General features: G+C 57.9%; 25 protein-coding genes and 2 pseudogenes. 11 read left to right on the top strand and 16 right to left on the bottom strand.

Annotated features, from left to right (window positions below; all coding sequences use genetic code 11):
* Window positions 1–444 precede the first annotated feature (444 nt).
* The 3 genes from NK8_RS31770 to NK8_RS31765 all read right to left on the bottom strand — a co-directional run bounded on the left by NK8_RS31770 (window position 445) and on the right by NK8_RS31765 (window position 1,844).
* Window positions 445–735 (bottom strand): DNA cytosine methyltransferase, encoded by a 291-nt coding sequence (locus NK8_RS31770; RefSeq protein WP_225936531.1) that lies wholly within the window; start codon window positions 733–735, stop codon window positions 445–447.
* A complete protein-coding gene (locus NK8_RS43005) occupies window positions 648–1,322 on the bottom strand; it encodes a hypothetical protein (RefSeq protein ID WP_225936538.1) in 675 nt (224 codons plus the stop codon). The genes NK8_RS31770 and NK8_RS43005 overlap by 88 nt, the downstream gene beginning before the upstream one ends.
* A 318-nt stretch (window positions 1,323–1,640) precedes the next feature.
* The gene (locus NK8_RS31765; RefSeq protein WP_213232199.1) at window positions 1,641–1,844 is read right to left on the bottom strand and encodes a cold-shock protein; all 204 of its coding nucleotides are present in this window, start codon (window positions 1,842–1,844) and stop codon (window positions 1,641–1,643) included.
* Between the two features lie 735 nt (window positions 1,845–2,579).
* Here NK8_RS31765 and NK8_RS31760 point away from each other — a divergent pair.
* The 4 genes from NK8_RS31760 to NK8_RS43465 all read left to right on the top strand — a co-directional run bounded on the left by NK8_RS31760 (window position 2,580) and on the right by NK8_RS43465 (window position 6,942).
* Entirely contained in the window at window positions 2,580–3,491 is a 912-nt protein-coding gene (locus NK8_RS31760) for a hypothetical protein (RefSeq protein ID WP_213232197.1), read from the top strand.
* Between the two features lie 63 nt (window positions 3,492–3,554).
* The gene (locus NK8_RS31755; RefSeq protein ID WP_213232196.1) at window positions 3,555–5,003 is read left to right on the top strand and encodes a hypothetical protein; all 1,449 of its coding nucleotides are present in this window, start codon (window positions 3,555–3,557) and stop codon (window positions 5,001–5,003) included.
* A 43-nt stretch (window positions 5,004–5,046) separates the two neighbouring features.
* A complete protein-coding gene (locus NK8_RS31750) occupies window positions 5,047–5,739 on the top strand; it encodes a hypothetical protein (protein ID WP_213232194.1) in 693 nt (230 codons plus the stop codon).
* Window positions 5,740–6,135: 396 nt separating this feature from the next.
* Entirely contained in the window at window positions 6,136–6,942 is an 807-nt protein-coding gene (locus NK8_RS43465; RefSeq protein ID WP_213232192.1) for an H-NS histone family protein, read from the top strand.
* A gap of 82 nt (window positions 6,943–7,024) precedes the next feature.
* Here the strand turns inward: NK8_RS43465 and NK8_RS31740 are convergent, their stop codons facing one another.
* Complete coding sequence (locus NK8_RS31740; RefSeq protein WP_213232190.1) at window positions 7,025–7,516, bottom strand: hypothetical protein; 492 nt, start codon at window positions 7,514–7,516, stop codon at window positions 7,025–7,027.
* A 1,650-nt stretch (window positions 7,517–9,166) separates the two neighbouring features.
* Window positions 9,167–9,376 (bottom strand): hypothetical protein, encoded by a 210-nt coding sequence (locus NK8_RS31735; RefSeq protein WP_213232189.1) that lies wholly within the window; start codon window positions 9,374–9,376, stop codon window positions 9,167–9,169.
* Window positions 9,377–9,556: 180 nt separating this feature from the next.
* Between NK8_RS31735 and NK8_RS31730 the strand changes: the two genes are divergently transcribed.
* Together NK8_RS31730 and NK8_RS43770 are read left to right on the top strand one after the other, a co-directional pair.
* Window positions 9,557–9,973 carry a hypothetical protein gene (locus NK8_RS31730; protein WP_213232187.1) on the top strand — a complete coding sequence of 139 codons (417 nt, stop codon included), beginning with the start codon at window positions 9,557–9,559 and terminating at the stop codon, window positions 9,971–9,973.
* Between the two features lie 438 nt (window positions 9,974–10,411).
* Window positions 10,412–10,855 (top strand): SAVED domain-containing protein, encoded by a 444-nt coding sequence (locus NK8_RS43770; RefSeq protein WP_367657807.1) that lies wholly within the window; start codon window positions 10,412–10,414, stop codon window positions 10,853–10,855.
* On the opposite strand, the gene NK8_RS31720 is transcribed toward NK8_RS43770, so the two are convergent.
* Window positions 10,749–11,744: a LysR substrate-binding domain-containing protein gene (locus NK8_RS31720; RefSeq protein WP_213232185.1), complete on the bottom strand. Its 996-nt coding sequence runs from the start codon at window positions 11,742–11,744 to the stop codon at window positions 10,749–10,751. The genes NK8_RS43770 and NK8_RS31720 overlap by 107 nt on opposite strands.
* 139 nt (window positions 11,745–11,883) lie before the next feature.
* On the opposite strand from NK8_RS31720, the gene NK8_RS31715 reads away from it, so the two are divergent.
* Window positions 11,884–13,098 carry an MFS transporter gene (locus NK8_RS31715; RefSeq protein ID WP_213232183.1) on the top strand — a complete coding sequence of 405 codons (1,215 nt, stop codon included), beginning with the start codon at window positions 11,884–11,886 and terminating at the stop codon, window positions 13,096–13,098.
* Between the two features lie 62 nt (window positions 13,099–13,160).
* Window positions 13,161–13,268: pseudogene (locus tag NK8_RS42990) on the top strand (NAD(P)-dependent oxidoreductase); the annotation flags it as partial.
* Here NK8_RS42990 and NK8_RS31710 read toward each other — a convergent pair.
* Both NK8_RS31710 and NK8_RS43765 read right to left on the bottom strand, forming a co-directional pair.
* Window positions 13,232–13,844: pseudogene (locus NK8_RS31710) on the bottom strand (aldo/keto reductase); the annotation flags it as partial. The pseudogenes NK8_RS42990 and NK8_RS31710 sit on opposite strands and share 37 nt — an antisense overlap.
* A 117-nt stretch (window positions 13,845–13,961) precedes the next feature.
* Window positions 13,962–14,684 carry a hypothetical protein gene (locus NK8_RS43765; RefSeq protein WP_367657806.1) on the bottom strand — a complete coding sequence of 241 codons (723 nt, stop codon included), beginning with the start codon at window positions 14,682–14,684 and terminating at the stop codon, window positions 13,962–13,964.
* A gap of 10 nt (window positions 14,685–14,694) precedes the next feature.
* On the opposite strand from NK8_RS43765, the gene NK8_RS43760 reads away from it, so the two are divergent.
* A complete protein-coding gene (locus NK8_RS43760; protein WP_367657805.1) occupies window positions 14,695–14,880 on the top strand; it encodes a hypothetical protein in 186 nt (61 codons plus the stop codon).
* Window positions 14,881–15,727: 847 nt separating this feature from the next.
* Here NK8_RS43760 and NK8_RS31700 read toward each other — a convergent pair.
* The 7 genes from NK8_RS31700 to NK8_RS31670 form a co-directional block, all read right to left on the bottom strand.
* Window positions 15,728–16,735, bottom strand: a complete 1,008-nt coding sequence (locus NK8_RS31700) for an AraC family transcriptional regulator (protein WP_225936444.1) — start codon at window positions 16,733–16,735, stop codon at window positions 15,728–15,730.
* On the bottom strand, window positions 16,669–17,670 hold the full coding sequence (locus NK8_RS31695; RefSeq protein ID WP_225936443.1) for a ketopantoate reductase family protein: 1,002 nt from the start codon (window positions 17,668–17,670) through the stop codon (window positions 16,669–16,671). The genes NK8_RS31700 and NK8_RS31695 overlap by 67 nt, the downstream gene beginning before the upstream one ends.
* A gap of 10 nt (window positions 17,671–17,680) precedes the next feature.
* On the bottom strand, window positions 17,681–18,337 hold the full coding sequence (locus tag NK8_RS31690) for an RraA family protein (RefSeq protein WP_213232180.1): 657 nt from the start codon (window positions 18,335–18,337) through the stop codon (window positions 17,681–17,683).
* A gap of 49 nt (window positions 18,338–18,386) precedes the next feature.
* Window positions 18,387–18,971 carry a VOC family protein gene (locus NK8_RS31685; RefSeq protein WP_225936442.1) on the bottom strand — a complete coding sequence of 195 codons (585 nt, stop codon included), beginning with the start codon at window positions 18,969–18,971 and terminating at the stop codon, window positions 18,387–18,389.
* On the bottom strand, window positions 18,968–19,834 hold the full coding sequence (locus NK8_RS31680; RefSeq protein WP_301549909.1) for an NAD(P)-dependent oxidoreductase: 867 nt from the start codon (window positions 19,832–19,834) through the stop codon (window positions 18,968–18,970). The genes NK8_RS31685 and NK8_RS31680 overlap by 4 nt, the downstream gene beginning before the upstream one ends.
* Window positions 19,835–19,935: 101 nt before the next feature.
* Entirely contained in the window at window positions 19,936–20,241 is a 306-nt protein-coding gene (locus tag NK8_RS31675) for a DUF1330 domain-containing protein (protein ID WP_213232178.1), read from the bottom strand.
* A 29-nt stretch (window positions 20,242–20,270) separates the two neighbouring features.
* The gene (locus NK8_RS31670; RefSeq protein WP_213232177.1) at window positions 20,271–21,542 is read right to left on the bottom strand and encodes an MFS transporter; all 1,272 of its coding nucleotides are present in this window, start codon (window positions 21,540–21,542) and stop codon (window positions 20,271–20,273) included.
* 254 nt (window positions 21,543–21,796) lie between these two features.
* On the opposite strand from NK8_RS31670, the gene NK8_RS31665 reads away from it, so the two are divergent.
* Both NK8_RS31665 and NK8_RS31660 read left to right on the top strand, forming a co-directional pair.
* Entirely contained in the window at window positions 21,797–22,354 is a 558-nt protein-coding gene (locus tag NK8_RS31665; protein WP_213232176.1) for a TetR/AcrR family transcriptional regulator, read from the top strand.
* Window positions 22,355–22,414: 60 nt separating this feature from the next.
* The gene (locus tag NK8_RS31660; protein WP_213232174.1) at window positions 22,415–23,344 is read left to right on the top strand and encodes an alpha/beta fold hydrolase; all 930 of its coding nucleotides are present in this window, start codon (window positions 22,415–22,417) and stop codon (window positions 23,342–23,344) included.
* A 30-nt stretch (window positions 23,345–23,374) separates the two neighbouring features.
* On the opposite strand, the gene NK8_RS31655 is transcribed toward NK8_RS31660, so the two are convergent.
* Window positions 23,375–24,325: a YncE family protein gene (locus NK8_RS31655; RefSeq protein WP_213232172.1), complete on the bottom strand. Its 951-nt coding sequence runs from the start codon at window positions 24,323–24,325 to the stop codon at window positions 23,375–23,377.
* Window positions 24,326–24,488: the final 163 nt, after the last annotated feature.

Genomic DNA, 24,488 nt, shown 5'->3' with positions numbered 1-24,488 from the left:
ACAACCACGCGAGATGTAAAACAAGTCCTGTGCGGGGAGTCTGCAGCGCCCAAGGCGCACCATCAATGAAGGTCTAGGCGCGCGAAAGGCGGTTTCCGTGCGCTTTCGAGGTTCATCGTTCATCGAGGGTGCCAAAAAGTATCCTAGCCGTGAGTGCAGACGTTTTCGAGGAAGAAGCAAGCCATTCATTTGAGACCCTCAACGACAAGCTTGAACGGTGTAGCGCGTTTCGCCGTGCGATGTGCGGCGGTACCAAACTGTCCCGCCGCTGCTACGCACCCAATACGCCGTTTCATGAGCGTGTCGACTCCCACCGATTGGTTCTATCGCATTTGTCTTTTCGTTAAAACAAGACAGTCTGAGAGACTTCGCCGATAGTCAGTAGCGCTCCCGAGCGCAACTGAGGTGATACGAATGCGAGGTCGTCGACGGAAGCAAACACTGTTAAGCCGTTGTCGTTCGTGCGTGCCTGCGAAACAGTGCCTCACGGATTCGCGTCACCAGGCCCACCACCAGGGCATTGCCCATCAGGAACGCGCGCTTGGTGTCCGACACACCGAGATGTTCGGTGAACCCACGAGGAAAGCCATTGAGCTCTTCGAGTTCTTCCGGAAGAAGCCGACGTAAGTGACGGCTCGAGATTGCGACTACGTGTTTGGTTCGGGTGGCGGTTGCACCGCCTTCGGAGGTAATGATTGTACGCGACGACGTATCGTGGCGGTCAGGGAAGGCCACTGCCCCCTCTGCATAATCATAGCGAAATCCGTTCTTCTCGCGTGCTGCGCGCTTTGCTCCCATAGCGGTCCGCCAGCGAGGTCGAAATCGGACAGTATCCTATCGTCGTCGATGTCTTGAATAGGCTGGACAGCTCCGAGAAAGATGAAAACGCCGCGTTTTATGAGATCTGGCGTAATAACTGTTGGTAAGCGGTTCTCTGAACGTGTTCCATTCTTGTAATACCACATGCGAAAGTCGGGAGGGGCATCGAAGCCGCTTCGCAAGTAATCATTGAACAGAGCAACCTTGGGAACCAGAATGTCAATGCTCGGAAGCGTCTGACTGGGTTCAAGCGAAAAGGCAACTTCATGACGGACGAACGTGGCGCTGCCTAATTTCTCTATGCCAATATTGAATTGCAATTCTGCTCGCCCGCCGTAGTGAAACGCCCAGTCTTCGAACGTCGTCGCAGGTTCGAAAATCTTTCGCGATGGCAAGCGTTTTGCTTTTAAGGTCTTTGCGAAGCTGCTGAAGTTTTCCGATCTGGACGCCGCAGCACGCTGATTAAGACGCTCTGCAATCTCGGGTATGGTCATCTCTGACATCTGAATCCTCGTTGCCACACTGCTGAACATCCCGTGATGATGGTTCCGATAGTGTTCGTGCGCCGATGCACGATCAGCTGGCGTTGCCCCAACCGATTTGTTGCGCGTACCTTCCGCACGAAATTCCGGATCTAACACCCTGGTTCTTAAGCGCGGTCGAGCCGTCCTAGCCGCATCGATACGGGAATGAAGATGCCGAGGCATCTCCGTAACCGCCTATCCAACGGCCGCCTAGCGGTCCAGTCGGTGAAGCGGTCCAGTCTACCGTCAAAGCCCGAAGGGAGAGTATCTGACTCGGTGCCTTACAGTCTTGACGGCTCAAATCGGTTGAATATTGCTCGCCTGCTTTCCCTTGGGCCCCTGTTTGACGTCGTAGCTCACCTTCTGGCCTTCTTGTAGCGACTTGAACCCTTTGGCCTGGATCTCGGAGAAATGCGCGAAGAGGTCTTCTCCACCGTCGTCCGGAGAAATGAATCCGAAGCCTTTTGCGTCATTGAACCACTTGACAGTACCGGTTGCCATTTGTTGGTTGCTCCAAAATCGGTGATTAAAGCTCAGATAAATTGAAAAGCGTCTACAGTTCCTTGCGGAACGCACGCCACGTGATCTTACCTGACAGTTCGTGAGAACATGATTGCGGGTTGTCAAGATCACAAACAGTGGCGGACCGGGAGTTCGACGACGTGCACCGGTTGCGAAAGGGCGAAGCTGAGTCCATTCTTTAGTCACGGCACAATTCCGCTGCCTTTTTCGGCAGCTTGCGTTGGCTTGAAGCACCGCGAACTTGACAGCGGCGACAAGTAGGTGGTGCCACCCGGCTGGAAGACTTGTGAGGCCAAACGACTTGACGACGAGGCGCCAGGCGCGACGACGTGCTATCGGCCATGCTTCGTTGACACGATCGACCGGGAGGGCAAGTGCTATGACGAAGTCGCCCCGAAGAGGATTGACACTTCCCGCCGTTGCGCTTTTGCTTTCCGGCTGTTCCGCCGGCGGCGCGCCGTATACCGGGCCGCATCTTAGTTTAGTTTGTACTACAGCCGTAGATATGCTGGAAGCAAACCGCCGCGTCTTGTTGACGCCTGCTGAGCCTCGTTTCTGAAACCGAGTGAAGGGTGCCGATGACCAGCACAAGGGTCAGCTTACCCCCACTTTTCTTGTTCTGCGCGGATGCTACCATTGCGATCAAAGCGATTTGCCCGCGCGTCAGCCGCGGCGAGTCTTTGTTAACTACTATCGCTCCGCGCTTAACCATACATGTCTCGCTTGGGAATCGACCGTGCAACCGGGCAAATCTTCGAGGGAAAGGATCATCCGCGCTACCTAGCCGTACCTACGCCCGTCGTGTCGCAATGCAAGCTCATAGAAACCCCCTCTGATCTGCCCCAGCTACCGCTTGGGCTCGACAGTCATCCCTTCGGTTGGGTGTTTCGCGAGGAATCCTTCGACCCTGTGTCACGTGTCAGAAGGGGGCGGCTATATCAGAAGCTCGGGAACTCCGGCTGGGAACAAATGCTGGTTGATGCCAGCACGTTCGCTATTTCCGACTATTCGAGCAAACGGAACGATGGCCGTTTGTATAAGGAACTGTGCGTCTATGCTCAATGCTCCGAGCTTTTGGGGAGTCCCGACAGAGGTGAGGGGCTGCGTTTGGCGATAGGTGTGGCCGGGTCGTTTTCAACCTGGCAGATACTGCAAACGGAGTCCACGGTCAGCCAGGATGTGCTAGTCACGCTTCGAGCAGAGTCAGCACTTGGCATAATGCCGTCGCTGCACGAGGCGCGGATTCACACCGAGAGCCTCCCCGCGGTAAAGCGGGCCTACCAGCGCGTGCTAAATGCGGCGTATCGAGAATTGCCAACGTCAGTAGTAGACCAGTGTCGCAACCTCTGCGTCGTGTTGATCTCGAGATGGCTTTATCAACTGTCGGGAGATGCTTCGTTACTCGGGGAGGATCTAGCTCGATGCATCTGCGCGATTCAGCGCCACTTCGGCCAGGGCAGTCACGTCTTGCTACGTTCCGCGCTCGAGGTTGTGAACATGTTGCATCCGCGCGGCAAGGAGAACGAGCGGCATCGGCGTAACCTCCGCGAAGTCACTGAGGATGATGCCAACCTCGCGGTCCACGCAACCGGCTTCGTGCTCCGCGAAATTGACTGGGCGCTGTGAGCCGTTTGCCGACTCCGACCAGACCTCCATATGTTCGAAAGATATAAACCCGTCCGAAATTTGATGCGCGGCTACAGCATTGATGAATCGCTGGTCATTATCTGGCAGTTGTCGCGGCACGTTGTGGCCGGTGGCCCGGCGCCGTCGATCGAAGGGGCGCCCGGAAAGGACCTAAGGAAGATTATTTTTCCCCATCAGCTTAGCCTTGTTTGTCGTGAGGTACTGCTGCACGGAACCATCGGGCGGGGAACACGGACGTTGTCCAACTGGCAGGACCTAGAGAAAGCCTTCGGGGCAGTTCAGGCGTACTTGGAATACACGCCAGCAACCACGGAAGGCAACTTCCAGCTAGAACTGCATCGCATCGGGCAGCAGCAGTTGTCCTTACAGCGAAGACCTTCGCTGGGAAGGTTCATGCGATATGTCGCCTTGTACGAGAACAAGGACGTCGCTGCCGTCCTTGAGCGCGCGATTGGCATCTCGGCGAGAGACTATACGTTTCTTGGCTTCATGACGTACACGCACTTCGCCAAATCGCCGCGCTTCGTTACGAGTGTCGACCTGGAGAAGGCTGGCATTGACCATGAGACGAGAGATCGATTCTTCGAGCGTATGACCGGCTCTCTCTCGGCGACACGCGCCGAACTTCGAAAAAGCCAACGGTTCGACCATACGTGGGCATACACGTTTGACACGCTTGACGACAGGCCGCTCGTCAATCTCGACCCGTTGTACCCCGAGAGGACCTATTGCCCGATGCCCGAGAGGATGCTGACCCGATTCACGGAAGGGACGTTCTATCTCTTGTTTCAGCAAAAGGGATTTGATGCGGCATTTGGCAAAGCGTTCGAAGAATATACAGCGGACGTTCTCCGAAGGACTTGCATGCCGTCGCGGGTGACAGTGCACGAAGAGATGCCCTTCATGGTTCGAGGGAATGTGCACCACGGTGTCGATTTCGTGCTGTCGGACATACATGCGAACGTTTTCGTTGAGTGTAAGACGAAGCGACTGAATCTGCGAGGCCGCGTCGCATCTTCGGCTGAGGATCTCGACGCTCAGTTGACGATTCTCGCGGAAGCGATTGCTCAAAATTATCGGAATATAGCCCTTGCGTTGGATGGGAAATCGCATTGGGTCCGCAATTCCTTGCCGTGTGCGAATCTTGTAGTAACTTTGGAAGACTGGCTTCTGGTAAGCCCTGACGCGCACGATACGCTGGTAAGCAAGGTCCAGGCGATTCTCACGAGCAGGGGGTGCAATGCGGCTCTTCTGCAGCAGATTCCATTTGCTATTCTCTGCGCTGAAAAATTTGAAGTGTTTTGCTGTGCGATAGCCAAGCACGGTATCAAGGCTGTCGTGGACCCCTTGTTCGAAGAGTACCGAGGTCCTTGGACGCTTTCTGCGCACCTTGAAACCGACTTTCGGGATGTTGCAGAATCGGCCAGCTCATTGTTTGCGGACGCCTTCGCGGAGTATGGGCAAAACATGGTGACGCCGGTAGTGAATTAGAACGAAAATAAATCAAAAGTTCTATCATTAAATAGAAAAAACTATGTCAGAGAAGATGCCTAGGTTTCTGGTTGAATGTGCAAACGACCACGTTGAGCAGGTCAGGACTGCGGTCAAACGAGCTGTCGAGTACTGCATCGCAGACAAGATATCGAAAATCGCGGTGATTGTGCCGGCACTTCAGCATGTAGACTCCTCGACGGTCGCCAAGGTTTTAGGGGGCGAGAATGTCAAGGCGATGTCGCAAGGCAAAGTGCTCAAGGTTTCGGACTCTCAGGAGGTTTCGATAGCACTCACGCCTGCGGCCAAGGCGGCTAACGCGGATACTGGTTCCCTCTTACTCGCAGTACATCTTGACGAGTCTGATATTGGGAAGGTCGATGATCATTCTCGAGCTTCAGCGATTGTCTACTGCCCATGGACCGAAGACGCGGGGAGACAGTGGCTCAGGACCTGGCAACCCACATTCTGGGGAACCCAGACGTGGAAGGTGCCTCCGCTGGGACTCAGTCCTGCAGTTGAGGCTGCGCTGAAAAGTATCCATACGGTCGTGAACGTGTCGAGCGGTTTGACGCACACATCTGACAAGGCCTTTGCTGCGAGCCAATTCAAGGCGCTCGGGAAGCAGGGTGAATTCTTAGAGCTGGATGATCTCCGCATCTGGGCCCTTCGTCATGGTTGGAAGCAAAGCGGTGCGAAAGCATTAGTCAAGGTCGCCGGCAAGTACGCAAACTGACCGTCGACCTGACTTGATCTGTTGGCGACTTCCCGGCCCGTTGATTAATCGAAATGAGCGCGCGGCCTCCGGGCATGAGGTGTGATGGGATAAGGAAGCGCCGACCCACGGTCTAGCCGGTTGGAGCCTCCTCGACGGCGCAGTTGATCGAGAAAGGGTTGTGGCGTCTTCGCAAGTGCGATGTAAGTGTTTGCTGCGGCTTCCAGGTGACCTCTAAGATGTTCATGGTTTGACTTCTCAGTTCCTCGTCAAATGACGGGGCAGTCTAATGGTTGGCGCAATCACATGAATTCCTCGATTAAATCGAGCGCCGTCCCAGAAACCCTCCTAAACGACTGACATTTCGCAGAATGGTGTGGCATAGTGCGACCATCGCATACATAAGGAGGGGGTGTTATGGCAACGCTGAGCGAAATTCAGGCAAAGATACAAAGGCTACAGGAGCAGGCAGCGGAAATTGCCAAGAAGCAATCGTCCAAGGTGCTGGCAGAGATTCGAAGTCTGATGGACAAACATGGCGTGACGATTGCCCATATTGAAAGCTACGTTGGCAGATCGGTTCGAGGTCAGAAGGCGCCGTCTTCGCAGTCGTCTGCGAATCACGCAGGAGCTGAGAAATATCGCGATCCAAAAACAGGGGCGACGTGGACTGGCCACGGCCGCGCGCCCGCGTGGATTGCGAACGCCAAGAACCGGAATCGCTTCTTGATCGATGCTGATACGACCACTCCGCCGGTCGCCGCATCGAAGCAACCGAAAGCTGGGAACTATGTGCGCGGACCGCAGGCTCCGAAGTATCGCGACCCGGAAAGTGGGGCGACCTGGAGTGGCCGTGGTAAAGCTCCAGCATGGTTAGCCAGCGCCAAAGACCGAACAAAATTTCTTATCGACAAGGTTACCGAGGCGCCTGAGGTGTCCGACGCCGCTCCGGGGAAGAAGACCGCCGCTAAGAAAGGAGCTTTGAACAAGGCCGGGGCGAAGAAGGCGGTGACAAAGAAGGTTGCCAGTAAAAAGGTAGCGACGAAGAAGCCGGCCGCAAAGAAAGCAGCCTCGAAGACGGCCACCGTGAAGAAGGCGGCAGTGAAGAAGAGTGCAGTTGCTGGCAAGAAGGTGCCGGCGAAGAGAGCGCCGACGACTGCAGAGGTCACGTCGTCGGCTACTGAGCAGGGAAGCGCTGAGGCGAATTCGACGGCGACGGCTTGAGCCGCACTTCGCAGTCGTCTGTGGTTGAACAGGGAGTGGCCGCCCTGATGATAGATATGGATTGCACGACATCAACACAGTGTTAATTTTCCGGAGGAGGCGGAACGGCATCTGCGGGGGTGGTAGTTGCTTTGTTTCGTCTGATGCCGGTTTCAAGGTCCGCGGTAGCTCGATCGCGGACTGCGGCTGGGAGCGGAGATGCACGTTCGGAAAGGGCGAAGCGGTCGAGCCTTTGCTGTGCGCCAAAGTGGGCATGACGGGGCGCGCTCGCCAGCTGGCGATCTGCCTCGCGCAACACTGTCTCAAATAGCGGCAGGTCGCCCGGGTCCAGCCTCCATACGCGCTCGCTTTCTGCGCGTTGCACGCTGCGTTCCAAGGCGGCCTCCGCGCGTGCGTAGACAATCACGTCGGTGTCGCCAAAGCCCGCGTCCTGCACGTAGAAGGTGATGTAGACCAAGCGAATGAGTTCGTTCAACAAATACGCGGTGCCGGCACCGTCTCGGCAGGCGACGAAGCTCAAATGGTTCGCAAGCGCCATCGTTCGTGCCGCGTCTACAGGCAGAGGCAGCAGCATCTCTTTGTTGAAGTGTTTCTGCGGAAGCGATCACGAGGTTCGCGGAGTGTGGCGACGTCCGGTCATCAGGAAAGAAGCAACATAGAAAACATGCAGCGAGCGGGACTGTTCGAAGAATAGGCTCAACGAGTCAGGGTGTCTGTGGCGCACGCAACGCCGAAACGCCAGCCGCACGTGGCGGCCTTTCAGCACAGTCAGCAGACTCTCCGCCTGCGGCTGCAGTCTCGAGTGAGTTGCGATCCTTCTGAAGACTTCAACGTGCATCTTGCGGGACGCGCTTCAGCGCGCCGCTTTCCAAGCGGTCACCCCGGTTCGCCTTCGACGGTTCTGGCCGATCCAGCATCACGGCCGGTCCCGACCCAAGAGCCAGCGGATTTAGGACGTACCCATCTTTGCAGTGAACAGCAATCCATGCGATTCCCGAGCGTCTTGCTGACTGCGTAAGTCCCGTCTGTGCACGCGGCGAACGACTCCGAAGAGATTCTAACGGGAATTCGTATTGTTACAAAATTCCTTGCCCGAAGCGTTTTGAAAAAACACTCATCGAATAAAAGAAGATTTTGTTGGAATGAGATCCCACAGCGAATCTTGGCCCGATTTTCTGCTGGCGATTGAGCAATTCCGGTGTTATACATCGATAGTCACGCGTCGGCCGAGCACCGAGCCGCCCGACGTTAATGCCGCTTCTTCGGACTGAAGAGTTCCGGCGGTGACCTCCAGCGTGGACGGGTGCGACCGGTGGCGCGCTGGGGAAATTGGACTACCACGGGGGTAGGTTGAAATAGTCCGTGCGGTGGCGAAGATAGAGCCGCGACCTGTAAGTCTGTCGGAGCCATTCAAAGACGAGATGGTGGAAGAGGGCCTGCGGTGTTTGGCAGGGGCCCCGGCTATTCCTAGCTACCCTAAAGGAAAGATATGCTCACTAGGATCTGCTTCCGTGAGCGTGTTTTCCTATTCGCAATAGAGCATGTTTATTTTTAGCGTGTGCTCAATCTTAGAAAGCATATGCTTGCGCAAGGATATGCTTCCCCCTCGTTGCGTGCATCATCAAAGGCCGCTGCGCGGCTGGCAGCCAGGAGCGGATGCTTGCAGCGAGCGTCCATCTCCCGTTGGCGACAAACACGCGCATCTGGGATCGGCGCGCGCGTGCCTCGTCACTAGTCTGCTTCGAGAACGAATGCTACATGTTTCGTCTTGGTGGCAACTGCGCGGCTGTCCACCAAGGAGCCGATGTCTTCGTTGCGCATACAACTCGCGTTGCCGACAGGCGTCCTGGGAGATGGTGCCGCGGTGTACGCTGTCATCGGTGCTCTCGCGTGAGCTCCTGTGCGGAGTGCGGTTCGGTCCTCGCGCTGCTGGGCCGGCGCGCAACTTCGCTTTGAAGTCAGCGTTTTATCCGATCGCTCCGAAGCAAGCCTCGTGTCCGATCGCGCTCTGGTGGCGGCATGCGCCGTCACGCGATCAGCCTCACCCTTGTCGGCTCAGGAAAAGCTTTTGCTGACGGTCGTTAGGCCGCCAAGCAAATGCGACATGTCGACGAGTCGCTGAGCGACAAGGTGACGAGCGAGAGCGAATTTCTCGGACACGATGCGACCTCAACCAGCTTCGGCATGCTGCATCTGCACCGGAGTCATGTGTGAGACGGCGTTACTACAGGGTGACTACGAAGCCACGCACGCAGCCGAGACGCACGTTCAGGTGATGATCGCCAATCATGCGGGTCTGTTCTTCGTCACCGAGGATCGCGCCGTGCTCGGGCCGCTCGGATTTTGGGCCGTCGGCAGCGGGCGCGACTTCGCGCTCGGCGCGCTGAAGGTCGGGCCAGCCCCAGGAAGCGGTGCTCGCAGCCGCTACGTTCAAGGCCGCGACGGATCATCACCTGATGGAGCGCAGCTTCGAGTATGGCGGCGACTACGAGACCTCGGAACAGATGCTCAAGGCAAAACGGGATCGAAAACTCAACTAGCAAAATAGCGCAGAAAACATATTCTTCAGAAGCTGCCAGTAAGCCCCGCGTGAGCCTCAAACCTCGGAGGTAGCATGACAACGAAGGACGTGATCGCCCAGCTTCTAGAACGTGGTATGGCAATGCAAACTTTCTGGGGGTTCTATATCACTGTCGCTCTAGGTCTGGTGGCCTTCTTTGGAAGCGCTAAACGTCAAAAACGACTTGCGTTTCTAATGTCGCTTGTGTTCATCGGATTCGCTTATGTGAATTTCAAGGGAATGGTCGCAGTCTCTACCCAAAGAAACTTTCTATACGAAGTTCTCGGCTCGATTGGACCTTCAACCGATCCAGCGCCAAAGGCGCTTGATTTGCAAGTCGCCAGCGGGATACTTGAGCTCGCCAAGCCGGATACACCAGAACACCTTCAGTACTTCCATATCGGTGCGGACTGCGCGGTTTTGCTGGCAATATGGATTCTGACGTTGTGGCAGTCGCATGAAAAGAAATGAAGCCTATGCTGCTTAAGCTCATTAGCCACAGCGTCAATTAGCTACGTGCGTGGAGCACGGACGATCTCCGCTATTATGCGAACACGCCGCTTGGACCTTTGAACGCCAACCGATGAAAAAGAATACCGCTCCTGCATTTGACTACTTCCGTGAACGCGACGCACTAGTCCTGCGACATCGAGCACTTCTGGAACGAGCGGGTATCACGGCTGCTTATGAACGATGCGAACGCATCCTGGAAGCCGATTTTTTCGAAGATAAGTTTTTGCCACCGGAATTTACCGACGCGTGGAGGCAAGCACTCAAAGACCAGCGCGAACGCAAATTCGCACGTTATCGCCGAGGCGTGCGTGACCTTGTCTTTGCTGTGCCGGATGTAGCACTCCGACGGGAATTGCGATCATTGGCAATATCGCAGGTCAACCGGCGCAGTTCAGCATGGACGATGCGCACGAGGCGCTGTGGGGCGCCGGCTTGCGCAGCAATGACGCGAAGCCGGCGCGCTACTTTTATCCAGGTGGTCAACATCACGATGTGCACAGCGCGGCCTACTGGACCTCACTGTTCCAGCAGATGAAGCTGGACCTTCCGATGTTGCAGACCCTGCTCAACGGTACGCGCGCGGGTGTGTCGCGACCGCGTCTCTCTGTTTTTCCGATGCACAGCACTTCAGTGCTGCTTCTTGCGGGACGTGTGCTCGGCGACACGGAGGGAACGCATCTGTTCCAGCCTCATCGCAACAAGGTTGGCGCAGGTACCCGTTGGGCATGGCCCGTCACGCATGCCCGCCGCCGCGGGCGAGGTTCCGGTGATGTCTCTCATCCATTCGAGACTGCTCCTGCAATGGATTTTGCGCCGCCATCGCCACTATCCATTCTTTGAATGCGACGACTGCGTCATCGTGCGCGCGATCCGTGTTCACGACCAATGTGTAGTCGGGACCGCGCCACGCCGGCTCTGATATCGGACACACGAGACGCCCTGCTGCAATCTCGCGCTCAATTAGCGGCAGCGACGCCAACGTCACGCCGAGGCCTTCGGCAGCTGCGCCTAATTGGAGAAAAACATGATCGAAGTCCAGGTGGTGGGCGCCTTGCAGGCTTGGCGCGCCGGCCTCCCGTAACCAATCGGACCAGGCTGTGCGAGTGCTCGTGGAGTGGAGGAGCGTGTGATGGCGCAAATCGGCGACCGTCCTGATCGGGTGACTCAAGAGCACCGCGGGACTACAGGCGGGCAAGCGCAAGTCAGGCATTAGCATCGTTGACACGAGGCCTGCTGCGTCCTCGGGTCCCGAACGCACGCCGACGTCGAATGCATCACCGACGTAGCGCAATTTACGTGAGGTTGTCGAGACCCGCACATCAATGTCCGGATGGCGTTCCCGAAAATCTGCCAAGCACGGTATCAGCCAGCACAAAGCGAAGCTTGCCGGCGCATTTACGCGCACAACACCCGTTACTCGACGCGTAATGGATTCGTGCCGCAGCCGCGTGACCGAACTGCTTAGGCGCGCAAATGCCCCGTTGACATCATTGAGCAGAGCTGCGCCTTCGTCGGTCGGAACGACGCCGCGTGAGCGGCGCTCAAAGAGCGGAACGCCGAACCAATCTTCCAGCATTCGGATCTGTTTGCCGACCGCCCAGTGCGTGACGTGCAAATCGGTCGCGGCAGCCGCGAAACTCCCGAGCCGGGCGACCGCCTCGAAGTGCCGCAACGCATTCAACGGGGGCAACGTTTCGGCGTCTTTTCCTGTTAGTTTGTCTGTGCCCATGGTGACTTTTTCTCCCGGCTAACTCAATTTTACGTCAGTTGTGGCACCTTCCGGACGAACCTAGACTATGGCGTGTCCTCCAACAAACGCTCGAACTGGCGCAAAGCCCTGCGCTTTCGCGATTCGATTCGGTTGAACCATGAGCTTTTTTTCTTTCTCTTCCTCAACGACGGGCGTCCCCGACGAGTCCGTTCAGCCGAACTCCGGTTCGCGCGCGCGCGTGTTGTGGCTCTCGTGCATGGCGCACGCGCTGCACGACGGGTACACCGATATGATCTACGCCCTGCTACCTGTATGGCAGGCCGACTTTGGGCTGACATACGGCGCCTTGGCTATCTTGCGCGGCATCTATGCGGGCACGATGGCGACGCTGCAATTGCCCGCTGGACGCCTCGCACGCAGATTCGGCACGCGCGCGACGCTTGCTTTCGGAACGTTCCTGGCTGCGCTGGGCTATGCCGTCGCAGGATTTTCTGGAACCTTGCTGGGCTTATGCGCCGCGCTGGCCATCTCGGGAACCGGCTCAAGCACGCAACATCCGTTAGCTTCAGGAGCGGTCTCACGCGTATATGGACGCAACGCTCGAGCGCCGCTAAGCGTCTACAATTTTTCAGGCGACCTTGGAAAATCAGCACTTCCGGCCGCGATCTCACTTCTGATTACTATCATGCCGTGGCGTCATGCGCTTTGGGCCGTGTCGACCGTGGGCGTTTTGGTAGCGGCAGTCATTGCACTTTTTCTCCCATCGGTCCCGCGCGCCGTGGCTTCCATTGAAGAGCGTTTTAGCCAAAGCGGGAGCGGCTCCCGGTCGGGATTCTCGCTGCTGTTCACGATCGGCGTGCTCGATACAGCCGTGCGTATGGGCTTGTTGACTTTCCTGCCATTTCTCCTGAAAGCGAAAGGCATCTCGCAACCGATGATGGGCACGGCACTCGCGCTCGTCTTCATTGGAGGCGCCGCTGGCAAGTTCGTTTGTGGCTGGATCGGCGCGCGCGTGGGCGTAATCGGAACCGTGCTCGCAACCGAAAGCGGGACGGCAGCGCTGATTCTTGCCGTGATTTATCTACCGCTGGCGCCCGCTATGATCTTGTTGCCGCTGCTCGGTGTGATGCTCAACGGCACGTCGTCCGTCCTTTACGGAACGGTGCCCGAACTGACTTCGGTCGAGCGTACCGAGCGGGCGTTTGCACTCTTTTATACCGGCACGATCGCTTCGGGGGCACTCTCTCCGATTGTTTACGGTTTTCTGGGCGACCAGATCGGGGTACACGGTGCCACTATTGCGACTGCGCTCACGGCATCGGCCATCTTTCCAGTGGCGCTGGTCCTTCGTCCACATCTACATACAACGTGAGCTGCTTGGGGGCGCGCGTTTTCTCTGCTCGTTCGTCTAGCCAAGATGCTTTCTCTCATCATCGCATAGAGACGGTCAACTCGATTGGCCCCGTCCTTTGTGCATAGCAGGCGACGAAGCGCATGTCGTATCGTCACAATGGGCGGGGCGGTTCCGTGATCAATATCTCTGGATCGCCGTGTGAGAAGAAGCTGCTTGTCCAGTCTCCAGTGTTGCATCGGCCTGCATGTCTTCCACGTACAGTTCGAAGGCGGCGAGGTCTTCCGGCATCCGCTCTTTCCGAACCGACTTGACAAGGCAACCATACCCCGCTGAACCAGTCATCGCAACACGACTTGTCCCGCAGTCTTGCCGTTGCGCTCCGCAATCGCGACCACTTCCTCGTTTCCGACAGGTTGTTCCGTCCTTCGGCGAAGGGAGCCCACGCCTCTGGTTGCACGCCGAGCCCGTTCATGAATTTGACGCTTTCAGCCTGCTGTTGGAAGTGAGTGACTTCGATCCGATTGATGGGTGGTTTCACCCCGTTGAAGCATGCGATATCCATGACAGGACTGGAAGTTGCTTAGTCCGATCGCACGGAGCCTGCCCGCGCGGTGGGCTTCTTCCATCGCCTTCCATGCGCCGTGTGAGTCTGAGAATGGCTGATACATAAGGAACAGGTCGAGGTAGTCCAGGCCGAGACGCTTGAGCGACTTATCGATGGCGACCCGGGCGCGTTCGTAGCCAGCATCCTCAACCCACAGCTTACCTCCTGTACCCGCCACCGGTGAGTGGAGCAGCAGGACGTCTCAAGAGGTTGACAGCATCAGTGCATAAATCTGCGCACTGTTCTTGTGAATGCTCTCGCGATCGTCGGGTCACAGTCATGATTCAGTTCTCGTGTCAGCACCGTTGCCAGTTGCGGACGTCGGGCGCTCATTGGTCGGCAGCGTGCCGGGTGTAGCCGCCTCACCGTTTGTTTTCGTTACGGCAACTGGCACTGACGCTTGGCTAAGCAGAGCCGGTAGTGTCGGCGGACCAAGCCTGCTGGGAGCGCCGGCGCATGCAGTCCATAGTGCATCGAAAAGCACCGCGTAGGTCGGCCTCCTACCCCCGTCTTCCATTTTGAGCGCGCCGAGGAAGAGGCTGCGCTGGTCCGCAGCGTCCTCGGTTCTATAGAAGTAAAATTGGTCTTCCCGGTGAATGAATAGAGCATAGAAAAGCCCACCGATACTCGCGACCTTGGGCTTGACGTGCGCTAACTCGGTTGCAACCTCGTAGACCTGTGCGATATCCGTCGTATTCAAGAAGCGACATTCGAAGTTATCGTCTCCATCCACGAACGTGTCCTCTTGATATTTTATGACCCTCCGGGCCGCCTCCTCGTCTTTTGCTTGAATTTCGCTGAGATTGAAGATTCTCTTGACTTTGACACCCCTCTCGATCGCCTTTCTGGTCGCTATCAGATAAGGATCCGTTTCTGTTGATATGTCTTTGTAGAGCAGTGGATTTGCGAGGGAGCAGAGCGTGTCACCTTTCTTCATGCTATCCAGTTGCATGGCCAGAAAGCGACGGATGATCTCGTAGCGGCCAGGCACATCGAACAAGATTGGCTCGATGTTATCTCCCGTGTTTGCAGTCAGCATCGTAGTGAGCGTATCTGCGGCTTGCAGCGAAAAGGTCTTTGTAAGCCATGCCACAAGTTTCAATCGCTCAGCAATGTGGGTGTCGTCGACGAGTCCCACACATGGCGTTTTTCGGAGGGTGTCGGCCTGCTCAGCAAGCTCGACCATTGCGTCGTGAAACAAGATGCACTTGGAACGGGGGAACAAATTCTCCAACTTGGTTTCGAAAGCGGAGAGAGGCTTCTTCGAATCCTCAATCTTTGCCTCCTCGAGAATTGCGAGCGCCTTTCCAAGCGCATCCTGCTGCTCTTCTTGAATCAGTTCCGCGCGGAACCGGCCACTGCCCAATGAGATGAAGTCCAGCGCTACACCGACGATAGCGGCAATCATAATGGCCATGCCGCCTTCGTGAAGTAGCGTCTTGGCGAGCGCTTCGGGCTTGACGGGAGTGTCCGGGGCGAAGAAGTAATGCTCCACTGCGAGAAGCGTGGCCCCGAGGACGACCATGACAAGGACTATCGCAAGTATGAACGCCTTTCTCTTGGCCCATTTTCTAGCTAGTTCTTTGCGACTCAGGTTGATGGCAGACTGAGTTGTGATGAATGGGATGTCCATGACTCGGCCTCGATTCGACTTATAGAAACCTCCTGAGATTAGTTCTTGATGGCGGCTTTGGTGGTCACGTTTACCCTTGTCGGTGGCCATATCCGCGACGTCCGGAACATTTTGGTATGCAAATAGACCGAACGTGCGGCCGGTGAGCGCCGGGCTGCGCCCAGACAAGCGGGATGCACAACAATAGTGCGGCAGACGAAGACAAGTCGCCACGCGTGGATTCGAACGGTTAAACCATTCGAAAGCTGACTTTGGCTTAAGTACTTTTGAATTTTAGATAAATTGAGGGCCGCTGTGCGGCGGGCAGCCAAGGAATTGACTGACTGATGCGAAGATTTGCAAAGGGAGTTGTCGCGTAGAGACTTTGCGCTGCTAAGAGAGTCTGGGTGCCAATTGGTCATTCACGATCTCTACGCGCGGATCGTCGGACCGTTCTTACGATACTGAAAAGGCGTTTCCAGTGTATAAGCCTTGAAGCGCTTGCCAAAATGGGCCTGATCGAGAAAGCCCGACGCGAAGGCGATGCTCTTGAGCGGCAAGTCGGTATAGCGCAGCAGATTCTTCGCGTTCTCCAGCCGATATTGTTCCAGCAGCGGCTTGAACGATTTCCCCGTCTCATGCTTGAGCAGATGCGTCAGATAGGTCTCCGTCAAATGCACCTGGTCTGCGACTTCCTGAAGGGAGAGCGGACGGTGAAAGTTCTCCTTAAGAAATCCCAGCGCCGTGCGCACATGGCGGCTATGGATGGACTCCAGAACATGATTGCCGACATTCGGCCTTACATCGCCGAATTGCCTGCGCGCGACTGTCGTCATTAGCAGCGTGAGTTCGCTGCGTATCTCGGCCTGATCAAAGAGTCCCTTGCGGTTGCACGCAGTGAGCATGCGCTGACAGCGAGCTTGGACGTCCTCCGCGGTGTGATCGTCGAGCTGGTAGCCATCGGACGTGTGATTCAGAAACGGCAGCATTTCCGGTACCGAGTAGCTGTTCGGATCCTCTGCGGACAAATTCGGCAGGAGAATCGACTTCTGCAGATAGTTCGCGTCGAAGTACAGCACGTAGCACTGTGCATCTGCTGGAAAGAGGACGCGATGTACGGTATAGGGCCTGACGAAAAAGATACGGCCCGCGCTCGCACGTGTGACCTCACCGCCGATTTCGTGCGTGGCCCGCCCGGATGCGACAAAGAAGACCTGGAAAAAGTTATGCCGATGCGGTGCCATGTCGCCTTCCGCGCCTGCCTCTGTGGTCCTAATGCCGACGCCGTTCCAGCAGAAGCGCTTTTCGGCCAGCGTGAAAGTGCGTATCGCGTTTGTGCTCATCGCCTGCTCCTTGACCCATAACTTCGACCTTACGGCGTTTTGGCGATCTGCCGAATAGGGCCTTTCACCAACGCATGATCGATGAGGCGTGCGCAATCGCAGATCGCCTCAAGTGTGGGCACGCGCAGGCGAGCGTCGTGCGCGAGTTCGAGCAGAGCGCCTAGGATCGGCTCGACTTCGAGCCGCCGCCCAGCTTCGGTATCCTGCAGCATCGACGTCTTGTGTAACCGGCTGCTGCGCGCACGATTCATCGCTGCGTCCAGATCGATCACGCCTTGCACACCGAAATGCGCTGCGATATCCAACGCTTCGCAAACGATCGCACGCGCAAGCCGTTCTCCCGCCTCAATGTCGAGCACTTCGCCGAAGCCGAGATGGGAAATCGCGCCAAGCGGATTGAAAGCGACGTTCACGAGCAACTTGCGCCATTTCTCGATCCGGATATCAACCACTTCCTTCGCAGGCAGACCGGCGGATCGCAGCAGAGACACGACGGGCTTCGCCACCCGGGCGTTCGCTACGACGTCCCCGATCGCGAAGCTGTCAGCGGGCAGCACGGTTTCGACGAGCGCGCCATCGGAGAGCACGGTCAGTCCCTTCGTGACGACGCAACCAGCGATTCGTGCCAGCGGTAACGCGGACTCTGCGACGCCGTCCGGGTCCACCGACGCAAGTCGCATTTCAGGCGTCACGACGCCAAGGAATTGCCAATAGGGCAGGCCGTTCTGCGGCAACAGGACGATGGCTTCACGCGCATGAGCGGAAAATTGATGCGCCGCGCGCGGCAGGTCCTGCGCCTTCACCGCGAACACGAGTAGGTCCCAACCGGCCGGAGCTGGAGGCGTGAGCGTGCAATTCACGGTGACGCGACGGATCTGCATGTCGTCGCGCACGGCGATGTCGACGCCCGTTTCTGCTATTCGCTGAAAGGCTGGACCGAGCCCATGTAGGGTCACGTCCGCACCCGCGTCGCTCAGTTTGCAGGCGAGATAGCAACCGATGGCGCCGGCGCCGATGATGAGAGTACGCAAGTCAGGCTCCTCAGACGAGATGGCCACGCTCGCGCAGCGCCTGGTCGATCCACGCAAGGTCGTAATCGCCGAGCTCGATTTGCTCGACGATTCGGATTTCGCGCTCCTTGATGCGGCGCGCGGTCTCCAGCACTTGCCCGACATCCGCATGAGGCACGACGACGACTCCGTTAGCGTCGCCGACCACAAGATCGCCGGGAGCGACCGGCATGCCCGCCAGCGCGACTGGCACGTTGATTTCTCCGGGACCGTCGCGATATGGCCCGCGATAGGTGTAGCCACAAGCGAACACCGGGAACTCGGACACAGAGACGATGTCAATGTCGCGAATCGCGCCGTGCACAACGATGCCCGCGACGCCACGCGAGGCCGCCAGCGTCGTCATGATCTCGCCGATGATTGCCTGTTCGAGCACGCCGCCCGCGTCGATCACGATGACGTCGTTCCGAGTTGCGGAGGCGATGGCCTTGTATGCGAACAGGTTGTCGCCAGGCGGGACCCGCACAGTCAGCGCTCGCCCGATCATCGGACGCGTCAGGCGATGCATTGGCTTGAGCGCGACGCAGGCCGGCATGATCTTGCCCATCGCATCGGACAGGTTCGGCGTGGGAAGCGGCTCGGCCTGCTTCAGGGCCTCGTCGGAAAGGAGGATTTGGTTGGCGTGCATTCGGCAACCGGGTTGAGATGGCAAGGTCATGGTAGGCATAAAGTGATCGTCAGTCTTCGACGTGTTGGTAGGAAAAATGGCTCGCGTCGACTTCCGGCGTCAATCCGACTGCCTCGCCTGCGGGAAAGTTGAGTTCCACTTTCACGCCATTCGGGTCGAACAGGAACAACTGATAAAGCCCCTGATTGTCGACTCGCCGCTGGCGGAACTCGACGCCCTTCTCCGTGAGCGCGCGGATCATGTCTCGCAGGCCGCGGCATCGGAAACCGACGTGGTCAATTACGCCAGAGCCTCGCGTGGCAGTCGAGGTCTGCGCAAGATAGACCTTGCGGTTTTCCGTGGCTTTGCTCCCGCCGTGCGTGATGTGCAGGACATCCCGCTCGCCGATATACATCCACTGCACGGGAAAACCGAAGTTCGGCGTCGGCCCCGGAACGAGGCCGAGGATGTCTTGGTACCAGCGCACCGTGCCACGAAAATCGACGGTCTGGACCAGATAATGTTCAAGATGCTCTACAGGCATGGCGATGCGCCCTCCGGCAACGCTGCTTAACGATGATGATTCCGCCGTCCGGTTCTCATGCCTCATAATCGGCCAGACACGGCTGCCGGGTAGGTAGTTTCTTGCACTCATATTGGCGAATCCTGCGACGATCCGGCACCGTTTGACTGTTGCTTTGCGCCGGCGAGCGCTTCCAATACTATGGCGATGGCCGCGGTGTCCAGCGCGCCGTGCCCCATTCCTTGAGCCGCGAGATAGAGCTGCGCGCAGACGCTGAACAAAGGCGTCGGACAGCGGACATGCGTGGCAAACGAGCCAATGATGTCGAGGTCCTTCTGATACGTCGAAATGCGCATGGCCGGCGCGTATTGGCGCTCGATCACCATGGGCCCGCGAATCTGGAACATTCGCGAAGTAGCGGCGCTGTTTTTCAGCGCGTCGAACACAACGGGCAAGTCAAGTCCGGCTTGCCTCGCGAGCGTTAGCGCTTCCGCGGTCGCAGCGTTATGAATCGTCACGAGATGGTTAGCGATGAATTTCAGCTTGCTGCCATTCCCGAATCCACCGACGAAGATCACCTCGCGCGCGACTGCATGCAAGACCGGCCGCGCGTGCTCGAACGCCACCGGATCGCCGCTCGCGAATATGGTGAGATCGCCGCTCGCGGCCTGGCTGCCCGTGCCGCTAACCGGGCAATCCAAGAGGATCGTTCCTGCGTCGGCCAGGACCGCGCGCGCTGCTTCCTTGTCGGCAAGACTCAGTGTGCTCACTTCGATGACAACGCGGCCCGCCACCGCTTCGCGTGCAAGCTCGCCCGCGACCTCATACAGGGCCGCGGCCGTCGGCAGGGAAGTCAGCACGAGCGCAACATTTCGAGTTGCCGATTCGAACGAAGCCGTTGCATGACCGCCGCGCGAGGCGAAACGCTCGCGCGCGGCCTCGCCTGTATCGAAGCCCCGCACGTCGAAGCCCTTTTCGAGCAGGTTCCCTGCCATTGCCCCGCCCATGATGCCGAGACCGATAACCGCAACCGTGTTTGCCATTGGATCCTTGACACTGAGTAAGTGGGCATTCAACGACCGACCAGGCGGATCTTTCAGCGCAAGGTCGCGTCGCCGCCTTCTACGATGACGTTCTCCACTTCTCCCGCGCCATTGCGGCGGTATGACGCTGCATGGCGATATTCATCGGAGTTAAAGCACCGCACCGCGTCTTCCATGCTGGGAAACTCGATCACGATGAAACGATGAAAGGTCTCTGGCCCTTCCATGATCTGAAACTTGCCGCCGCGCGCGAGCACCTTCCCGTGATAGACCTCGATGATTCCGGGAACGAGATCGGTGTACTTCTTGTACTCGACAGGATCGATGATTCTCGAGCGGGCGACCCAGTAAGCAGCCATGTGCTTGTCTCCTTCATTGAACACAGTTTTCAGTGAGCGACCGCGGCCGCGCCCGACACTTCGCGAGACCGACGCGCCTGATACGCGAGCAACAAGAGGAACGCGAGCAGCGGCGGCAGCGTAAGCATTAGCGTGGCTCCAACGGACCAACCAAGACGGTCAACCAAATGCCCGAAGAAATATCCGGCAGCCATGCCCGGAACATAGAAGAAGGGAAGACCGATCGACACGGCGAGGCTCACGTCCCTGGCCGGCACGTTCCGTTGCAGCACCGAAATGCAGCGGGGATATAGATAGCCCGAGACCAGCACGCCGAAGGTGAAGGAGAGTGCGCCCTGCACGATCTGCGATGCGGGCCCGTGAAAGAGAAGGTGGCCGGTTACGGCAAGCAGTAGCGTCGCGACGAGCATGCCGGGAGTGCGCAGCCTGTCGCCCAGCCAGCCGCCGACGAGTCCGAACAGCGAGCCGATGCCGTACATGCCGAGTGTGGCCCCCGCAGCGGCAACCGGGTAATGCAATTGAGTGCGCAGGAACACCGCATATAGCGCGGTGAAGGAGAAGAACGAGACCCCCATCATCGCGAAGGCCAGCGACACAACCACAAGGTTGCGGTTGAAGACCCGTGTGGGGCCTCCGGGAGCGGCGCTCGACGCAACAGTCACGCCTTCTAGATCGCGCGCCTCGCTGAAGTGTTTGGGCACGAACAGCAGCACCAGCAGCGCCGCGACCGCGCCGGCTACGCCATAGGCGTAGAAGGGCGTATGCCAGGAGCCGGTCGCCTCATAGAGCAGGGTACCGAGCACCGGTCCAAGGTAGGCGCCGACGCCGAAGGACGCATTGATCACGCCCATGGCCGCGCCGCGCTGTGCGCCGAAATAAGCGCCGACGCACGAGAAGATCGCACAGATATGCAGCGCCTCGCCCGCGCCGGTGAGCGCGCGGTAGATCGCCAGGCCAGCAAAGTCGCTTGCCAAGGGCGTGAGGAAGGTAAATAGCGAGTAGGCGAGCAGACCGCCGACCAGCGTGGCGCGGCGACCGAACCGCTTCATGCACCATCCGCTCAGTGCGCCGAATAACGCGATGTTGAAGGCGAACGCCGTGCTGAGGAAGCCGCCTTCGGCGAGCGTCAGATGATAGTCGGCGTTGATCTGACCCAGCAGGGCCGGCAGCATCTGCCGATCCATTCCGTTGAAGAGATAGGAGACGCCCAGAATGAGAAGGATGAGGGCGAGCGCGGGACGACTGATTGTATCGTCGAGTTTATCCGCGCCGTGCTTCACTTGAGTGAGGGTGTCCGACATGTCGTCTCCGTTATTGATCGCCATACTGTGCCGATGGCTCGTCGATGCATTCGATTCTAGGGATGCCGGACGCACCGGATGGTCCGAATTTCGGGAGTTTTGGTCTGTTTCTTGACTACGACGCCAGGTTCGCTTCGCAGATGCTGCCGACGGATCATTAATTTGGAAATACGTATTTCCTATCATCTCATGATGTGGTTCAATACATCATGACAAGAAAATATTCAGCCGCCGGGCGCCCACGCGAATTTGAAATGGACGAGGCCCTAGACGGCTTCGTGCGGGTGTTTCGTGAGAAGGGCTACCACGCCACCTCGGTGGAAGCGTTGTCGGCGGAAACCGGTCTGACCGCAGGTAGCCTATACAAGGCGTTCAGCGACAAGCGTGAGATTTTCGTCGCGGCGCTGGATCACTACATTGCGCGGCGCAGCACCGGCTTACAAGCTGCTCTGACCCGACAGACTAGCGCGCGCGACAAGATTCGCGCCTTGCTGGACTTCTATGCGGCGGTGTCCCATGGGCAGGAAGGGCAACGGGGCTGTCTGGTGGTAGGGAGCGCCGTATCGCTCGCCACTTTCGACGACGAGATCGCCGAGCGGGTGCATGGATCGATACGCCGTCTCGAATCGCTGCTGCGGACGCTGCTGAAGCAGGGGCAGGCGGATGGAACGGTGTCCGGCGCATTGTCGGTTGGCGGCACGGCGCGCTGTTTGCTCTGTTTTCTTCAGGGTTTGCGTGTCGTGGGCAAACTTGGCTCGGGGCGCGCGGGCATGCTGAGCGCGGTCGAAGAGGCGATGCGCTTGCTCGATTGATTTTTTTCCTAATTAGGAAATATATATTTCCAAATAGGGTGATTTTGAGGGAGTTCCAAGATGAACACAGACTCGTTTGCAGCAACCCGAAACGTGGATTTCGGGCCAGTAGGTCGCGAGGACCATGAATTACCGGGATTCGAGCATCGCTTCGAGACGGTGGACGGCATTCGCTTTCATTACGTGGCGGGTGGCGTTGCGGAAGGCGAAACTGTCGTGCTTCTGGCCGGTTTTCCACAAAGCTGGTTCGCTTGGCGCAGGGTGATGCCCTTGCTCGCGCAACGTTTTCGCGTGATTGCGCCGGACCTGCCCGGCCAAGGCGACACGGACCGTCCATCGAGCGGATACGACACACAGACGATCGCCGCGCGGCTTCATGAGTTTCTGAAACAATTGAATGTCACCCATTTCATGATGGCGGCGCACGATGTCGGAGCGTGGGTGGCTTATCCTTTTGCCGCGATGTTCGGTGAGGTGGTGCTCAAGCGTCTTGCGCTGCTGGACGCTGGCATCCCCGGGATAACGTTGCCCGACGCGCTGCCGACCGCACCCCACAAGGCCTGGCGCACATGGCACTTCGCGTTTCATACCGTCGCGGATCTGCCGGAGGCACTGATCGAAGGAAAAGAGCGCATATACCTCGACTGGTTCCTGCGACGCAAGACGGCTAATCCACAGACTTTCTCCGAGAGGGATCTCGATGAGTATCAGCGGGTATTCATGAAGGACGGTGGTCTGCGTGCCGGACTGGCATTCTATCGGGCGGCGGCGCTTTCGGCAGAGCAGAATCGCGCGCTCACGCAGCGGGGTAAACTCGCGATGCCGATACTGGCCGTCAGCGCGGATCAAGGTTCGATCCCCGACATGGGTGGCCCGTTGTGTGCTTGTTCGGACGACGTGACGAGCATCGCGATCCGCCATAGCGGGCATTTCATTCCCGAAGAGCAGCCGGACGCCCTGGCGAGCGAGCTGATTCGCTTCTTCTCGTGAACATGAGCGGCGGATTATCGCCGCTCATGTTCAGTAAAAGGACAGAACTTCTACGCCCACACCAGCCTGAACTGTCCGGACCGTTTCCCCTCGCTCAAGGTCGACCACGCATAAGGATCCTTCGTCATGGTTCGCGATCAGCGCGGTACGACCATCGGGCGCATAGCAGAGGTCCATCGGGCCGCGCCCCAAATGGACGCGCCTTTGACGGGCGAGTGAGGCATCAAAGATCACGCCGAGCGGTTCCTCATGACTCGTCACCACGAGATAGCGGCCATCAGGACTGAACCGGGCGATCTGGGCCGGCTGCGTCAGACCCTCGAGCGGGATCGTTTGTCGGACCGAATCGGTGGCGGCGTCTATCACGATTAGATTGGGTTCGCGGGCGTCGGTAAGGACGACGGTCGAGCCATCCGGCGAGATCGCGATTCCAGCCGTGCCGTTGGGTGTTTCGATGTTCGGGAGGCGTTCGCCCGACCGCATGTCGATCACCGAACAAAAAGGATCTTCCTCGTTCTCCGTATAGGCTTTCGCACCGTCCGGCGTGAATTCGAACCGGTGAGCCTTGTTCGAGCCGACGGGAATCGCACGGGTCGTTTCTCCCGATAGAGGATCGAGTCCGAGCAGGATGCCGCTGTTCTCGCCGATGCAATAGAGTTCCGTCGCGGTCCGCCAACGAATGCTATGCGGAGCGAGATAAGGCGCCGTGCTGAAATCGCCCATGTGACGGCGGCTCACGAGATCGAACTTCGCGACCAGATGGCCGGGATGTGGATTGTCGCCGTGGCGTCCGTCGCCGTAGATGGGTACGAACGCGAACCTTCGGTCGGGCGAGATCGACAGTTCATGAACTCTCGGTGCGAACCCCTCCAGCGTCAGGATCACGTCAAGCGACTCGGGATCCAGGAACAGAACGCGATTGCCTAGCTTATCGACGGCAATCAAGCCATCGTGGCCGGTCGTGAAATTGAGTTGGGTCACATCAGCTCCTTCGCGCGGGCTTTGTCGGAAACTCCATCAGCATACGAGCGCGCCACGTTTAAAAAAAGGGCTGAAATCCATGGAATCTTGTCTGCACCGAGGGACGGTCCCGACGCAGTCTCGTAGTGCGAGATGTGCATATGGAGCCATCAGATGAATTTTG

The sequence above is a fragment of the Caballeronia sp. NK8 genome, assembly GCF_018408855.1.
Taxonomy (GTDB): domain Bacteria; phylum Pseudomonadota; class Gammaproteobacteria; order Burkholderiales; family Burkholderiaceae; genus Caballeronia.
Note: the sequence above shows the minus strand (reverse complement) of the source record. Positions and strands in the feature narration are given on the sequence as shown.

What these genes read in the sequence shown, in the direction of transcription:
- NK8_RS31660 (WP_213232174.1), top strand. Translation starts at nt 22,415, where the DNA reads ATGAACACAGACTCGTTTGCAGCAACCCGAAACGTGGATTTCGGGCCA.
- NK8_RS43770 (WP_367657807.1), top strand. Translation starts at nt 10,412, where the DNA reads ATGGACGATGCGCACGAGGCGCTGTGGGGCGCCGGCTTGCGCAGCAAT.
- NK8_RS31755 (WP_213232196.1), top strand. Translation starts at nt 3,555, where the DNA reads ATGCGCGGCTACAGCATTGATGAATCGCTGGTCATTATCTGGCAGTTG.
- NK8_RS31715 (WP_213232183.1), top strand. Translation starts at nt 11,884, where the DNA reads ATGAGCTTTTTTTCTTTCTCTTCCTCAACGACGGGCGTCCCCGACGAG.
- NK8_RS31740 (WP_213232190.1), bottom strand. Translation starts at nt 7,516, where the DNA reads ATGCTGCTGCCTCTGCCTGTAGACGCGGCACGAACGATGGCGCTTGCG.
- NK8_RS31680 (WP_301549909.1), bottom strand. Translation starts at nt 19,834, where the DNA reads ATGGCAGGGAACCTGCTCGAAAAGGGCTTCGACGTGCGGGGCTTCGAT.
- NK8_RS31690 (WP_213232180.1), bottom strand. Translation starts at nt 18,337, where the DNA reads ATGCACGCCAACCAAATCCTCCTTTCCGACGAGGCCCTGAAGCAGGCC.
- NK8_RS31675 (WP_213232178.1), bottom strand. Translation starts at nt 20,241, where the DNA reads ATGGCTGCTTACTGGGTCGCCCGCTCGAGAATCATCGATCCTGTCGAG.
- NK8_RS31670 (WP_213232177.1), bottom strand. Translation starts at nt 21,542, where the DNA reads ATGTCGGACACCCTCACTCAAGTGAAGCACGGCGCGGATAAACTCGAC.
- NK8_RS31760 (WP_213232197.1), top strand. Translation starts at nt 2,580, where the DNA reads ATGTCTCGCTTGGGAATCGACCGTGCAACCGGGCAAATCTTCGAGGGA.
- NK8_RS31765 (WP_213232199.1), bottom strand. Translation starts at nt 1,844, where the DNA reads ATGGCAACCGGTACTGTCAAGTGGTTCAATGACGCAAAAGGCTTCGGA.
- NK8_RS31720 (WP_213232185.1), bottom strand. Translation starts at nt 11,744, where the DNA reads ATGGGCACAGACAAACTAACAGGAAAAGACGCCGAAACGTTGCCCCCG.
- NK8_RS31685 (WP_225936442.1), bottom strand. Translation starts at nt 18,971, where the DNA reads ATGAGTGCAAGAAACTACCTACCCGGCAGCCGTGTCTGGCCGATTATG.
- NK8_RS31730 (WP_213232187.1), top strand. Translation starts at nt 9,557, where the DNA reads ATGACAACGAAGGACGTGATCGCCCAGCTTCTAGAACGTGGTATGGCA.
- NK8_RS31750 (WP_213232194.1), top strand. Translation starts at nt 5,047, where the DNA reads ATGTCAGAGAAGATGCCTAGGTTTCTGGTTGAATGTGCAAACGACCAC.
- NK8_RS31665 (WP_213232176.1), top strand. Translation starts at nt 21,797, where the DNA reads ATGGACGAGGCCCTAGACGGCTTCGTGCGGGTGTTTCGTGAGAAGGGC.
- NK8_RS43465 (WP_213232192.1), top strand. Translation starts at nt 6,136, where the DNA reads ATGGCAACGCTGAGCGAAATTCAGGCAAAGATACAAAGGCTACAGGAG.
- NK8_RS43005 (WP_225936538.1), bottom strand. Translation starts at nt 1,322, where the DNA reads ATGTCAGAGATGACCATACCCGAGATTGCAGAGCGTCTTAATCAGCGT.
- NK8_RS43760 (WP_367657805.1), top strand. Translation starts at nt 14,695, where the DNA reads ATGTTATCTCCCGTGTTTGCAGTCAGCATCGTAGTGAGCGTATCTGCG.